This window comes from Mesorhizobium wenxiniae, from assembly GCF_002284535.1.
GTDB lineage: Bacteria > Pseudomonadota > Alphaproteobacteria > Rhizobiales > Rhizobiaceae > Mesorhizobium > Mesorhizobium wenxiniae.
In genome coordinates, this window is record NZ_NPKH01000023.1 from 41,803 (window position 1) to 54,391 (window position 12,589).

A 12,589-nucleotide genomic window follows, 5' to 3' on the forward strand; every position below is an offset into this window, starting at 1 on the left:
TTCCCGGGAACGTTTGCCCCCGCCCGGCATCCAATCATCGTCAACTGGAAATGCCCGGAGCCATTCGCATCCGGCGAAGGAGAACGTCATGCTTATTCGATCGACCACCGCACTGGCAGCGCTTTTCCTGCTCAGCACAGCAATGTTGGCGCAAGCCTCCGATAAGCCGAGCGACCCGCAGATCGCCCACATCGCCTACACAGCCGGCGTGCTTGACGTCGAGGCGGCCATGCAAGCGCTGAAGAAATCGAAAAACAAAGAGATTCTCGACTTCGCCAAAGACATGGTGCGAGACCATGAAGCCGTAAACAAACAAGCGCTTGACCTGGTCAAGAAGCTCAACGTGACGCCAGAGGACAACGCCACCAGCAAGGCGCTGACCAAGGCGGCGGACGAGGAACGGGCGAAGCTCGCCAAGCTCGACGGCGCCGCGTTCGACAAGGCCTATGTTGACAACGAGGTCGCCTATCACAAGCAGGTCAACGGCGCGCTCGAAACCCTGCTGATCCCCTCGGCCGAGAATGCCGAACTGAAGAGCCTGCTGGAGACCGGCCTGAAGCTATTCCAGGGCCATGAACAGCATGCCGAACATGTCGCCGGCATGCTGAAATGAGTACAGCACCGACGGTGTCGAAACGGCATCTGTGGATTGCAATGGCGCTAACTATTGCTGCCGCATCTGCCAAGGCCGAAACGATTGAGGTGACGATCGAGAAGCTGGTGTTTTCGCCCGCAAGCATCGAGGCGAAGGTCGGCGACACTATCGAGTGGGTCAACAAAGACGTGTTCGCCCACACGGCGACCGTCACAGGCGGCTGGGAGGTGATGATCCCGCCGAAGACATCGGCGAGCCTGACGCTGAAGAGGGCAGGTTCGTTCGATTATTTCTGCCGCTTCCACCCGAACATGAAAGGCCAAATGACGGTGACGTCGCCCTAGCCAAGCCAGCAGAGACCGCCCTGCACGCGCAGGGCGGTCGGGCGGCATCAAGCCGCCTGGTAGCGAGGCGCCGGCTCGCCGGTCTGCGTCGCGGCGAACAGGGTAGCGCGAACAGGGTGGCGCGGGCAGCGTCGTAGGCTTCCCACAGCGCGCGGTCTGGTAGAGGTCCGCCAGGATGCCAACGACCGGCGAACGAAACATGCTGTGCTGACGCCACTCGGAAAAGCGATACCAGCAGGCATATCGTGTCGGTCGAGGCCAACCGGCGCTTCGAGGCGATTTTGGGGCGGCCGCGGCCGAAAAGCTGAGGAGCCTCGCCGACGATGTCGCCTCGCAGGACTTTCCCGACGCCTATGTTTCGAAGCCGGCGAGCAGCACCGAATCGTCGGAGCGATAGAGCACCGCGCATCCTTTGGGACGCGCCACGGACGGTGCGGTCCAGTCTTTCTACGACCAGCGACCGCCGCTCGAATGCAGGCGGACGACAATCTGTGCTAAAGTAGCCCTATGAAAGCATGGCTGGAAGCGGCAAAGAGCCGGGCGCGCGACATCAAGCTTGATGTCGTCGCCCTGTGGTTCGCCGCACGCGATCCTCGGGTGCCCTGGTCCGCGAAACTCGTGGCGGGGATGGTGGCCGCCTGTGCGCTTTCCCCAATCGACCTGATCCCGGATTTCGTTCCGGTGCTCGGCTATCTTGACGACCTGATCATCGTACCGCTCGGCGTAATCCTGGCGATAAGGCTTGTTCCGCCGCCGCTGATGGACGAGTTTCGAGCGCAGGCTGCCGCGCTCGAAACACGTCCGCAAAGCAGGACGGGAATGTTCTTTATCGTGGCGCTCTGGCTGGCTTTGGCAGCTTTGCTGATCTGGGCCTTTTGGCCCACCCACGCCAGATAGTCCGGAGGCTTGCTTGCACTTGAAACCGCCCTTGCCTGCTGCCCCGGCGGCCTAAAACCCAAGCGCCAGCCACGCAGTCCCAGCAAGCAGCGTGATCAGCGTCAGCGGCAGTCCGACCCTGAAGAAGGCTCCGAAAGACAGCGCCTTGCCGGCGGCGCGCGCCTGCTCAGCGACAATCAAATTGGCGATCGAGCCGAGCAGCGTGAAATTGCCGGCCAGAGTCGAGCTCATGGCGACGACCAGCCAGGCGCGCTCGGGGCTCTCCAGGCCGGGTATGAACGGCCGCAGCGCAAGCACGGCCGGAACGTTGCTCATGATGTTGGACAGCACTGCGGTGAAGCCGGACAGCCGCCAGACATCGTCCAGCCCGAGGTCCTTTGCCGAGGCGATGATCTCGGGGGTGAGAAGCGCCTTCTCGGCGCCGGCGACGACGATGAAAAGGCCGGCGAACATGAACAGCAGCGGCCCGTCTATCTCGCGGTAGATGCGCGCCGGCTTGATAGCGCGGGTCACAAGAAGGATGGCGCCGCCGATCAGTGCGGCCTTGGCAACCGGAACGCCGGCAAAGAAGGCGATTGCCAGTCCGATGCAGACGACCACGGCCTTGAGCACCTGTCCCGGCAGCATGCGGCCGCGATAGACCTCGGGGCTGAGCTCGGTCTTGCGCGCAAATTCGGCGCGATAGACGATGCGCACGATGACGACGACGGCGACGAGGCCAAACAGCGCGACCGGCGCCAGGGCCGCCGAGAAGGCCGGATAGGAAATCCCCGACAGCGCGCCGATGACCATGTTCTGCGGGTTTCCGGTGATGGTGGCGACGCTGCCGCAATTCGACGCCGTGGCGGTGGCGATCAGATAGGGAATTGGGTTGCGGTTGATGACCCGGGTGACGTGGACGACGATCGGCGCCATGACCAGGCAGATCGCGTCGTTGACCAGGAACGCTGACAGGACGCCGGTCAGCAGCGTCACCATCAGCAGCAGCATAAACGGCGCATGTGCGTGCTCGATGGCAACGGCGCCGAGTGCGCGAAAGGCGCCCGATACCTTCAGATGCGCGACGACGATCATCATGCCGAGCAGCAGCGTGATGGTGTCGAAATTGATGGCGCGGTACGCGTCCTCCAGGCTGAGCGCGCCGATGGCGATCATCGCCGCACCGCCGAGCAGCGCAACGCCTGCCCGGTCAAGGCGTAAGCCGGGGATCCTGCCGATGGCAACGCCGGCATAGGTCAGGATCAGGATCAGCAGTGCCGCCGCACCCATCAATGTCATTCGTGGGAAAGCCCCGTTCAGATCCGCCCTGCCCTGCCGGCCGGCGCAAGCTATGATTCCTGCCGCCATACTCACCCGAGCTCAATCCGATCGGGCAAGCCCTGGCAATATCAAACATTGATGCGACGCGCACAGCGTAGAACCATCGAAGAGACTGGCGCACCATCGGCCAACTCATCCAGACAATCACACCAGCAGATTTTCTGGTAAAACGCTGGGTATGCTTCCGTCGAAGATGAAGGTTTAGAAGAAGCCCAGGCTCATTGAAATCGTGGCTCGATCATGGCGAGGATAGAGACTGTCCCCACCTTTGGGCCGGCCGACCAGCAAAGCGAAGAACGCGCCTTCGGCATGGCAAGGCGAGCGCTGAACACCCGACTGACGCTGGAACAAGCAGCCGATTGCGGAGTTGAAACGGCGGTAGAGGTTTGCCGGAATGAGTTCCACTCCCGTGCTGCGATACATCTATTGGGTAATTGTTCTCGACGTTTCGGTCGTGCTTACTCCTTACGCTCTTAGCGCGGCGTGGCTGCAATGACGCAGCGCGATCCTAACGCCACTTCACCACAGGAAGACAAGAAAGACGGCATAGGACGAGCACTTGGACTCGGCCTTATCACCGGCGCTGCTGACGACGACTGCTCGGCCATCGGTACCTATGCGAGTGCCGGCGCGCGCTTTGGCCCAGACCTGCTTTGGACCGCTCCTGTAACGCTGCCGATGATGTACACTGTCGTGTATCTCTCGTCGAAGCTTGGACAGGTTTCGGGCCGCGGCCTCTTTCATGCGATCAAGGACTTCTACCCACGGTGGCTGCTCTGGGCTGTTCTTGTGGGCGTGCTGATCGGCAACACGATCGAAGCAGCCGCCGATCTCGGCGGCATGGCTGCATCCATCAACATCTTCCTTCCTGTTCCGATCCCCCTCATTGTGATCGTAGTCGCGGCCGCGATCTTTGCTCTCCAGCTTTGGGGCTCCTACACGCTCATTCGTAACATCTTTCGCTGGCTCGCGCTGGCCCTGCTTGCCTATGTCGGCTCAGCCATCATGGCGAAGCCGGATGCGGCAGCCGTGCTGTGGGGCACCCTTGTTCCGAAGATCGAGTTCAGCCGCGAGTTCCTGTCCATCCTGGTGGCCATCATCGGCACCACCCTTTCAGCGTATCTCTATACCTGGCAGTCGAATGAGGAGGTGGAGGAAGAGATTGCCGAGGGGAGAACGACGCTGAAGGAGCGCAAGGGTGCCACGGACGGTGAACTGCGCCGCTCCCGCCGCGATATCCTGATCGGCATGATTTTTTCCAATCTCATCATGTACTTCATCATCCTGTCGACAGGGTCTACGCTCTATGAAGCCGGCGAGCACGACGTAGAGACCGCCGCTCAAGCAGCCGAAGCTCTCAAGCCGCTCGCTGGTGGAGCCGCTGGCGTACTGTTCGCTGCCGGCGTGATCGGGGTCGGGTTCCTTGCCGTTCCGGTCATGACGACAGGTGCGGCATACGATCTGGCGCAGGCAGTTGGATGGAAGCACAGTCTCCATGCCAAGCCGCGTGAGGCGCCAAAGTTCTACATCGCGATCGGCGCCTTCACGCTGATTGCTGTCGGCCTGAATTTCCTGGGTTTCAACCCGATTAAGGCGCTCGTCTGGTCCGGCATCGTGCAGGGCTTTTCTACGCCGCCACTGCTTCTTCTTATCATGCTAATGACGAACAACCCCCGGATCATGGGAGACAAGGTCAACAGCCGCACCACCAACGCTCTGGGATGGGCTACTACGATCGCAATTTTTTCCGCCTCTTTAGGGCTGGTAGCGACCTGGTTTATCTAGGTCACCATGACGCTCGTGCCATACCCCGGCAATCGAGCTCACTTTCCATGAAGGATTCGGTGCGCACATCTCTACCGCGATCCTGGCGGGGTCGTGGCCAAGTGCGCGTGCTTCTGGAAGATCGCAATCTTGTCGGGATAGGTAATCCGGATTTCGCGTCCGCATCCGTCGCACTTGTAATGGGAAACGACCTGAAACCAGCTGCCGTTCTTGATGACGGTGAAGTTGCACTGCGGGCAGTGGAAAGTCAGGCCAACAGAGAACAGGCTGGGAGAGAGAGACATTGCACTTCACATTGTGGAGAGTTTTGAGGCGGCTTGTTAGTCCAGCGTCTCCACGACGAAGGATGCGGCAATCAAATCGTCGGCATCGATTCTGCCCTTGCCGTCCTCCATGACGGCTGCGACTTTTCCAAAGATCTTCAGTTCATCCTCGGTAATCCGGGCGCCGCGCATCCTCTCATTGAGGTCGGCCACGCGCATTCGCAGCGCCTGGGACGCTCCAATCTCACGGTTCGACATAATGATCACATTCCTCCCTTGCTGGCTTCCCACCGCACCTTTCGGCACGGCGGGCTGTCCTCCCAGTCGCTTTGGTCATTCGATGATTTTGATGATCTTGCGTGTACCAGGGTCAACGACAACGGTCCGGTTGTCGACGACCACGTAGCGGTATTCGGTGTCAGGAACTTCATGAAGCTCGACCGTCTCGGGCAGAGTTGAGCCGATATTGAGCTCCACTCCAGGGATTTTCACTGAGGCGAGCGGCTGCTTCTTCACATACTCTCTGATGACCGTCTCCTGTTCAGGCGCGATAACAACGTCCTGAGCGGCAGCGGCACCGATACCTGCCAGCAGCAGAAACCCCGCGGCTGCAGTGGAAAGACGCATTCTCATAAGTGCCTCCTTTATACGAGCTCTGTTGCGCTGAACGGCATCGTCTTCGCGCCAGCCTCACCAAACCTCGGGCAGCTGCAAACGTTCCTTACCTGGGCTTCGGTCTGATAGGAGACAGGACCTAAGTCTCACCTGTTTTCGCGTAATAGCCCCTGACATTGCGCCACCCGGAACTGCGGCTGCTCGTAGTAGTTGCTCGCCGTGAGTTCACGGGAGGAGTCCAATGGAGAATAGCGTCCACCAAGCCCGCTGGTTGCTCGCTCCGGTCTTCGCCGTCTCCATCGCGTTCCTCGCGATTGGAATGGTCGTTAGCTAGGGGACAATCGGACTGTGACGATTGGACCGAAGAACGAAATTGAGATCTGCGCAGCTAAGTCCCTTCCTGCGCTGATAAAGGACCACCCGCCATTCCTCGATTTGGCGGGTGGTCCGAGCGAGCGCGACTGAGGCGTCCTCGTCGCTGGAGCCCAGCACCGAGGCGGGCGCAGCTCTTCCTCACCCCGGAGATGCCTGATGTGGAGCCTCATGCCGGGGCACAGCGCGGTTCGTCGCGTATGGCACTATAAATTAAGAAAGGGATATTACGGGCCACGAGTTCTTCAGCAACCGAAGAGCTGATGCAGTCCTGCAAGAGCACGTCCAGGATGACGACGTCAGGCTTAACAAGGGCCAAAATTTGTCGTGCACACGATTGCAACTTGGCTCTGAGGCCACCGCAAAGCCAGCCTCTCTGAGTGACGTCTCGATATTCGATGACGATCATCGGCTCGTCCTCAAAGATGAGCGCTAGAGGCTTCTCATGTCCTCCTCCTTGATGGGCAGGAGCACGATGTGCGCTGACCTCCCGGCAACGGCGCCCGGATAGTCGCGTCGCACCTAGTCTTCCCAAAGCCTTGGAAGCGAGCGTGCCGAAGATCGTCCTTGCCGCGCAAGTGCTTCACCCCGGTCTTGATCGGAAGGGGACATCGATCTCGCAGCTTGGTTCACAGGAGATGCCGCAGAAGCCGAAGGCCCTTCCCGAGCCGGGTGTTCCATGCGGAAGTCAAAAAGCCCGCCGCACCTTTCGGCACGGCGGGAGATCAGTCGTTCACCAGGCACAGGGTGGGCGGGGGTGGGTGTGCCCGGATCGTAGGGAATCCTACGCGCGCCGGCTGCGTCTCGTCTACCAACCGGCGGTTGGGAGCGTCAACTCGGTTAGCTTGCTTTACCCGGGCCTACCGCCCCAGAGCTTGTTTCGAAGCCGACAGAAGTTCTTCCTCGTCCACCACTCCCGCCATGTAATTGGCAATAATTCGGGAGGCGAGCGACTCGCGCTGTTGTTCCGATTGGCCGTCAATCTTCAAACGATCGAACACGCGGCCAAGTAGCGCCAGCTCTGACGGGTTGAAAACACCCGAATCCTCTGCTCTTCCACGAGCGGCATGACAAACCCCCTTCGCCCAGAGATTTTGTTCGTGCAGCATTATCATACACAAAAAACCCACCCCGTTGCAGAATCGCAGACGCGAGATGCGCCCTCGCGGAAGATCTGCGAGCGGGCGAGGACGACCTCACATCAGATCTTCAGCAACCCCGTCGAATTTCTTGAGGCCTACGCTTGGAGGCTTCTGCTTAAGCAGTCCCTGTGCAGTTGCAGCCGCCTCGAAAGCGGCGAACGCAGCTTGGTGACTGCAATGTCCGGCCAGGCATTCCTCGATCATTCGGATTGCTTCAAGTCGGGACGGCTTGTCCATGAATGGCCATGGTTGCTGAAGCGCTTTCGCAGCGTCGGCTATCGAGGCGACCACCATCGGCCTGTGATTCAGGTAGATTGTAATCGGGATGAATGCCGTCATTTTGTCGCTCCGCAGGATTGAAGGCGGTTAAACGCAAAGACATGGCGGTGGTTGCATGAACGGGCATCATCGCGAATTCAGAGCGCCGCCGCCCGAGCCTTTAGACACGACGCAATCGGAACTGGCCGAGCGATCAAGGGTATCGGTTCCCATGAGAAGGCCGTCACCGTCACCACCTGCGGGCGCATCTGTTTCGACCTTCATGGACTATGATCTGGGATACTTCGACGATGAGATGCAGACTGGAACCACTGGACAACCCGTTCGGGCCGAAAGGGTTGCCCATGCCTCCGGTATAAACCGTAACCTATGTGTCCAGAACGGACCCTGAAAATGCTGGCGATCCCGACAGGATTCGAACCTGTGACCATCGGCTTAGAAGGCCGGTGCTCTATCCAGCTGAGCTACGGGACCGCTGGGCCGACGCCAAGGGCCGGCTGAATCATGCGCTGGGACGGCTGCCCGGCATTGCCGGTTAATGCGTCCAGGGCGTCCTGCGGTCATAGCGGAAATTCTCCGCATAGGAAATCTGGCGGCGCTTGGATTCTTTCGGCTCCTCGACACGGAAGGCCAGCCCCTCTTTCTCGGCATAGGCCACCGCCTCTTCCCGGGTGTCGAAGGTGAGCCTGATCTGGCTCCGCATGTCACCCGAAGTGGTGTAGCCCATCAGCGGATCGATTTTCTTGCGCATCTCGGGATCGAATTCCAGCACCCAGTGGCCGGTCTTGGCCTTGCCGGACTGCATCGCGGTTCTGGCTGGGCTGAAAATGCGCGCGGACATGGACACCTCGTTGCTACGGGCAAGCGGCACCGCCGCTGTATTCCCGTCATTACAGCGCAATGCCGCTGGCGGCAAGGCCGATGCCTGCCGTACCCTTCGACACGGCGGGCCACCGACGGTGACCGCGCGCCGGTCACGGCAAAAGACCCTGCCGTTTGTTCCGTTTTCGTCTCTTAGTTTCGCGCAGCCAAGCCCGGAACCTATAGCCCGCCAGGACTCGGGCCGCGGTAATCAGCAGCGGGAGCCGTTGACGAGCACGTTGTGCCGGCGCCCAGGGCGCTTGGCGAATCCCGATGCAAATCGTTCTCGTCTCGCTTTGGCACAATGGGATTGGCATCTGAATTGCTACATCTGACTTGCTAATTGAGACTCGCCAGAGTGTAGCCACAGCGCTTGCAAAGGGGGACGGAAATGGGCTTAGCCGAAGACTTGTCTGATGTTTCGCTCACATTCGAATGTCCGGATTGCTCGCATCCGGCGGTAAGGAAGGGCTCTGCGCTAAGGACGATCGCGCACTTCAGATGTGACGGGTGCAACGCCAAGGTGCGGATCACTTATCCGCAGAAGCTAGCGATCTTCGAAAAGCACAAGCTATTGGCCGCCCGAGGGGCGTTGCAATTGGCTAGTTAAGCCTTTTCCAGATCGTCGGTCGGGCGGATTTCGATGAGCACAAGATTGCAGAATCCTGGAGGTGGTATCGTTGGTGACGGGCTGAGGATCGCTCAATTCAAGCAGCTTCCTTGCTGGCGAAGCGATTGAGGTTCCAAGCACCGCCGCCGGTTGACGCCCCGGTAGCGCCGGAGGGCGACAAGGCGCGGCTACTTCATTTTTCTATCCATGAGGAGCGCGATGAACAGCCGCGGGACGTTTGGGGACTTTTCGTGCAACTCGCTGCCACTGTATGGCGCTCGTTCCGTTTTTGTCGTTTCGGGGGTTGCCTTCCAAAGCCCGGAACCCTATAGCCCGCAAGGACTCGGAGTGTAGCGCAGCCTGGTAGCGCATCTGGTTTGGGACCAGAGGGTCGGGAGTTCGAATCTCTCCACTCCGACCACCTTGCGCACAGGAACGCGCACAGCTTCCCCCGAAAATGCCCATTTGTTCCCCTGCCGTCCACCCCAAAGAAGGAACGCCAGATGAGCGAGATGATCGATCGGGTTGATTATCAGGATGGCGAACTAGACGAGGTTGTCGCGGCGCGCGGCGCCCATTTGGAACGCTTGGACAAAAACCGATGGTTCCTGCTTCTCTATCATGCAGATGGGACTGAGACGCCCATATGGTTCTCATCCAGGAACTTGAAGAAGGGCCACTCTTTCAGCGTGAGGCGACCTCCGATCGACGCCGCCCTCGCCTCCCCGTCACCTATCGAGCCGCAGAAGGAGAGTTAGATGAGCGACGAAGCGTCGAAACGATACCCGCCGGTACTAAGCCAAGACCTCGATGCTATCCTAAGCAAGGTCACCGAGGCCAACCGGCATGGAGAGATCGGCTTGGAATGCGACCATACCGAATATGACTTCGGCAAGCATGGGCGGCGCTGCCTGTGCGGTAAACTCATGGCAGATTGGGGCGACTAGATGAGAATCCGCCCTGATGCAAGGTTCATCCTCTCCCTATGGTGGCTTGCGATTCCGTTGGGAGTGGTGATGTACTTTGCGAGATGGATGGGCTGGGTGAGCTTTTGAACCTGGAGCCGAGGAATCGAACCTCGTCTTGCTTTATCATAAAGGGAAAACGCGCTTCCCAACCTTGAAGGTGCCGTGCAGCCAATACACTAGATCCATTGCCGATTTGTATAGCGCAGAAGCCGCAGAAATGATAGGGGTTTCGGATGGATATGAGCGACATCGACATACCGAAAGACTCGGTTATAACCGACCTAGAGCCAGGCAACTATTACGGCAACCTCGCTGTGGCGGCACGTCCTGACGGAAAATTCTACTGGTCAGTAGAAAACTACAATGGACACGATTGGTCCATCATTCCCGAGTACCTGTATCAAGCCATCATGCGCCACCACTCTGAGCAGTAGCGTGATCGCCTACCTTGTCACCGCACCACCTCATAGCGTAGCGAGCTTGTCGCCTGCATCACGAATTCAATCAGATCGACGTAGCTGATGTCGCCTACTTTCAAACCGTCGTACATCAGTTCCCGAACTGGCGTCTTGCCGTCTTTGCCGAGGGTCACTCTTATCGCCAGTTTTTGTGTCATCTGATAATCCTTAACGTCGTTGCTAGCGCATATAGCGCGGGGTGAAGTAGAAGCAGGGCAGCGAGATGCCAACGCCAGATCATGAAGCGAAATGCCAGCCGCGCCATCATTTGTAGCGTTCCTCGAGCTCGAGCATCGAAATGAACTGGTCACTCTCGACGCGGCCTCCCCTTAGACGCAGCAAATGGATGCCGTAGGTGTATCCGGTCGTCGCCCCATCGGTGTATTTCGGGGTGTAGCCGTGGGGCATCGCAGACCCGAGATTGGTGATCGTGATCGAATTGTTGATGCCGATCTTCGGGACCGTGACATTGTTGTTGCGATGGGTATGGCCGAAAACGATTGAATGCGTGGCCTGGTTGCCGATGGTGTTCTCGGGATAGCGTCCACCGATCGGCTTTTGCATGATCGACATGGGGACGTGGGTAAAGCCGACCCCTTCGAAGAACAGCCAATGCCGGTAAGGTGTCGTCTTCCACCGATAGCGGGCAAAGAACTGGTCAACCTGAAGGGTTAACGTGCCGGCGAGGTTAGGCGCCAGTTCCTCCAATCTGTTCACTCTATATTCGTGGTTTCCATAGATGACATCGTGCGGGATTTCCCCTGCCCCGATTTCGGAATGATAGATGTCGAAGGCGTCTTGCCCTGCCTCGATCTCGTCAATGAAGGCTGGCCGCTTCATCTGGCTTGCCGAACCTGCAGCGCTATGCATTTCGCAGGATTCGAAGTCGAAGCAATCGCCGATCTGAAGCACATTGTCAGGGCGCGTCTCAGCCACATAGCGGCCTATCCAGCGCATGTGCTCAAAATCCATGCCAGGCTTTAGGTGGAGATCCCCGATCGCCACCATGCGCCGGACAGGAAGGTCTTTGGTGACTGAGACATTGTAGGCCCTTACGCGAACGCGGGGCTTGACTTCCTCGATGCCGTCTATGTCGGGGGTGTAGTTGATTTGCGCGGCCTGCGCGTCTTCCACGTCGATTTTGGCAAGGTAGCGGGTGATGGTGGCGCGGGAAAGGCCGAAGGTTGCTGCTAGACCGCGGATATTTCTTGAACCGTCGAGCCGTGTGAATTCAGGGACATGCTGCCTCACCCTAAGCAGCAAATCCGGCGAGGTGCTCGTGGCGCCTTCGGCGTTCATGCTATCACCCTGAGTTGTTACGGGAATCGCGAGAGCGGTAACAACTAGATGGCGCGCCCCATGATGTGACAGATTGCCGTCGATGGGACCATGTAGGAATAGCCGAACGTGCCGCGCATGCTGATAGCGCCCGCAACGAGGATGCCGACAACGTTGTCCTGATCGTCGTAGACAGGACCACCAGACACGCCGGGTGCTGCCGTGACGTCGAGCGTTACCAGGCTTCGCCACAGACCGCGTTTGTCGAGGTTTTCAAGGCCGGTCTTTCCGAACCCGGACACGCGGCCCCAGGATTGGGCAAAGTCCGTATCGAGCGGATTGCCAATGATGGTGACGGACTGCCCGACTGTCGTTTTCTCGCAAGAGAGCGGTGCGCCGGACTCGTCCTTCATGTCATCGACATAGACCAGCGACACGTCAAAGGCATGGTTCAGCCACAGGACTTCAGCCTTGTGGACTTGTCCGCCATCGGTCTTGACGACAAGACCTTCGGCGTTTTCGGTGACGTGGCCTGCCGTGAGGATGAAGCCATTGCCGATGTGTACCCCAGAGCCATGCCAGCCATTGGCTTGGACGCGAACTGCGGCCTTATGGGCATCGGGCGGCGTGGGCGTAAACCCGAATAGAATGAAGGCGCAGACGAGCAGGATAAGCCCCGTGAGCCAGTAGGCCGGATTGCTGAAGTTTTTCATGCGACTGGTCCTTGTATGGCTAGATAGACCGACATCACGCCGGCCAGGGAACATGCGAGACACAGGATGCCGAACGCTATCCAGAAGCG

Annotated in this window: 16 protein-coding genes and 2 tRNA genes; 8 read left to right on the forward strand and 10 right to left on the reverse strand. The window is 59.1% G+C overall.

The window, feature by feature from the left end:
• Positions 1-88: 88 nt before the first annotated feature.
• From CIT31_RS16490 to CIT31_RS16500, 3 genes are all read left to right on the forward strand, one after another.
• Positions 89-613: a DUF4142 domain-containing protein gene (locus CIT31_RS16490; RefSeq protein ID WP_095519491.1), complete on the forward strand. Its 525-nt coding sequence runs from the start codon at positions 89-91 to the stop codon at positions 611-613.
• Positions 610-939, forward strand: coding sequence for a cupredoxin domain-containing protein (locus tag CIT31_RS16495; RefSeq protein WP_165778475.1), 330 nt, complete (start codon positions 610-612; stop codon positions 937-939). The genes CIT31_RS16490 and CIT31_RS16495 overlap by 4 nt, the downstream gene beginning before the upstream one ends.
• Before the next feature lie 507 nt (positions 940-1,446).
• The gene (locus CIT31_RS16500) at positions 1,447-1,836 is read left to right on the forward strand and encodes a YkvA family protein (RefSeq protein WP_095519493.1); all 390 of its coding nucleotides are present in this window, start codon (positions 1,447-1,449) and stop codon (positions 1,834-1,836) included.
• Between the two features lie 51 nt (positions 1,837-1,887).
• On the opposite strand, the gene CIT31_RS16505 is transcribed toward CIT31_RS16500, so the two are convergent.
• A complete protein-coding gene (locus CIT31_RS16505; RefSeq protein WP_095519494.1) occupies positions 1,888-3,114 on the reverse strand; it encodes an anion transporter in 1,227 nt (408 codons plus the stop codon).
• A gap of 534 nt (positions 3,115-3,648) precedes the next feature.
• On the opposite strand from CIT31_RS16505, the gene CIT31_RS16515 reads away from it, so the two are divergent.
• Positions 3,649-4,941, forward strand: coding sequence for an Nramp family divalent metal transporter (locus CIT31_RS16515; RefSeq protein WP_095519496.1), 1,293 nt, complete (start codon positions 3,649-3,651; stop codon positions 4,939-4,941).
• 320 nt (positions 4,942-5,261) lie between these two features.
• On the opposite strand, the gene CIT31_RS16525 is transcribed toward CIT31_RS16515, so the two are convergent.
• The 6 genes from CIT31_RS16525 to CIT31_RS16555 form a co-directional block, all read right to left on the reverse strand.
• Positions 5,262-5,462: a hypothetical protein gene (locus CIT31_RS16525; RefSeq protein WP_095519498.1), complete on the reverse strand. Its 201-nt coding sequence runs from the start codon at positions 5,460-5,462 to the stop codon at positions 5,262-5,264.
• 75 nt (positions 5,463-5,537) lie between these two features.
• Positions 5,538-5,837, reverse strand: coding sequence for a DUF1236 domain-containing protein (locus CIT31_RS16530; RefSeq protein ID WP_095519499.1), 300 nt, complete (start codon positions 5,835-5,837; stop codon positions 5,538-5,540).
• A gap of 1,214 nt (positions 5,838-7,051) precedes the next feature.
• Positions 7,052-7,300 (reverse strand): hypothetical protein, encoded by a 249-nt coding sequence (locus CIT31_RS16540; protein WP_095519903.1) that lies wholly within the window; start codon positions 7,298-7,300, stop codon positions 7,052-7,054.
• Positions 7,301-7,387: 87 nt separating this feature from the next.
• A complete protein-coding gene (locus CIT31_RS16545) occupies positions 7,388-7,672 on the reverse strand; it encodes a DUF982 domain-containing protein (protein WP_095519501.1) in 285 nt (94 codons plus the stop codon).
• Positions 7,673-8,009: 337 nt separating this feature from the next.
• Positions 8,010-8,086: transfer RNA gene (locus CIT31_RS16550), tRNA-Arg, on the reverse strand.
• Positions 8,087-8,147: 61 nt separating this feature from the next.
• Positions 8,148-8,453, reverse strand: coding sequence for an ETC complex I subunit (locus tag CIT31_RS16555; RefSeq protein WP_029354278.1), 306 nt, complete (start codon positions 8,451-8,453; stop codon positions 8,148-8,150).
• A 974-nt stretch (positions 8,454-9,427) separates the two neighbouring features.
• On the opposite strand from CIT31_RS16555, the gene CIT31_RS16565 reads away from it, so the two are divergent.
• The 4 genes from CIT31_RS16565 (at position 9,428) to CIT31_RS16580 (ending at position 10,485) form a co-directional block, all read left to right on the forward strand.
• A tRNA-Pro gene (locus tag CIT31_RS16565) sits at positions 9,428-9,504 on the forward strand.
• An 82-nt stretch (positions 9,505-9,586) separates the two neighbouring features.
• Complete coding sequence (locus CIT31_RS16570; protein ID WP_095519503.1) at positions 9,587-9,841, forward strand: hypothetical protein; 255 nt, start codon at positions 9,587-9,589, stop codon at positions 9,839-9,841.
• The gene (locus CIT31_RS16575) at positions 9,842-10,030 is read left to right on the forward strand and encodes a hypothetical protein (RefSeq protein ID WP_095519504.1); all 189 of its coding nucleotides are present in this window, start codon (positions 9,842-9,844) and stop codon (positions 10,028-10,030) included.
• 260 nt (positions 10,031-10,290) lie between these two features.
• Positions 10,291-10,485 (forward strand): hypothetical protein, encoded by a 195-nt coding sequence (locus CIT31_RS16580; protein ID WP_133116167.1) that lies wholly within the window; start codon positions 10,291-10,293, stop codon positions 10,483-10,485.
• 17 nt (positions 10,486-10,502) lie between these two features.
• On the opposite strand, the gene CIT31_RS34265 is transcribed toward CIT31_RS16580, so the two are convergent.
• The 3 genes from CIT31_RS34265 to CIT31_RS16590 all read right to left on the reverse strand — a co-directional run bounded on the left by CIT31_RS34265 (position 10,503) and on the right by CIT31_RS16590 (position 12,500).
• Positions 10,503-10,667: a hypothetical protein gene (locus CIT31_RS34265; RefSeq protein WP_165778476.1), complete on the reverse strand. Its 165-nt coding sequence runs from the start codon at positions 10,665-10,667 to the stop codon at positions 10,503-10,505.
• A gap of 106 nt (positions 10,668-10,773) precedes the next feature.
• The gene (locus tag CIT31_RS16585) at positions 10,774-11,808 is read right to left on the reverse strand and encodes a hypothetical protein (RefSeq protein ID WP_095519506.1); all 1,035 of its coding nucleotides are present in this window, start codon (positions 11,806-11,808) and stop codon (positions 10,774-10,776) included.
• A 44-nt stretch (positions 11,809-11,852) separates the two neighbouring features.
• On the reverse strand, positions 11,853-12,500 hold the full coding sequence (locus CIT31_RS16590; protein ID WP_165778477.1) for a S1 family peptidase: 648 nt from the start codon (positions 12,498-12,500) through the stop codon (positions 11,853-11,855).
• Between the last annotated feature and the right edge of the window lie 89 nt (positions 12,501-12,589).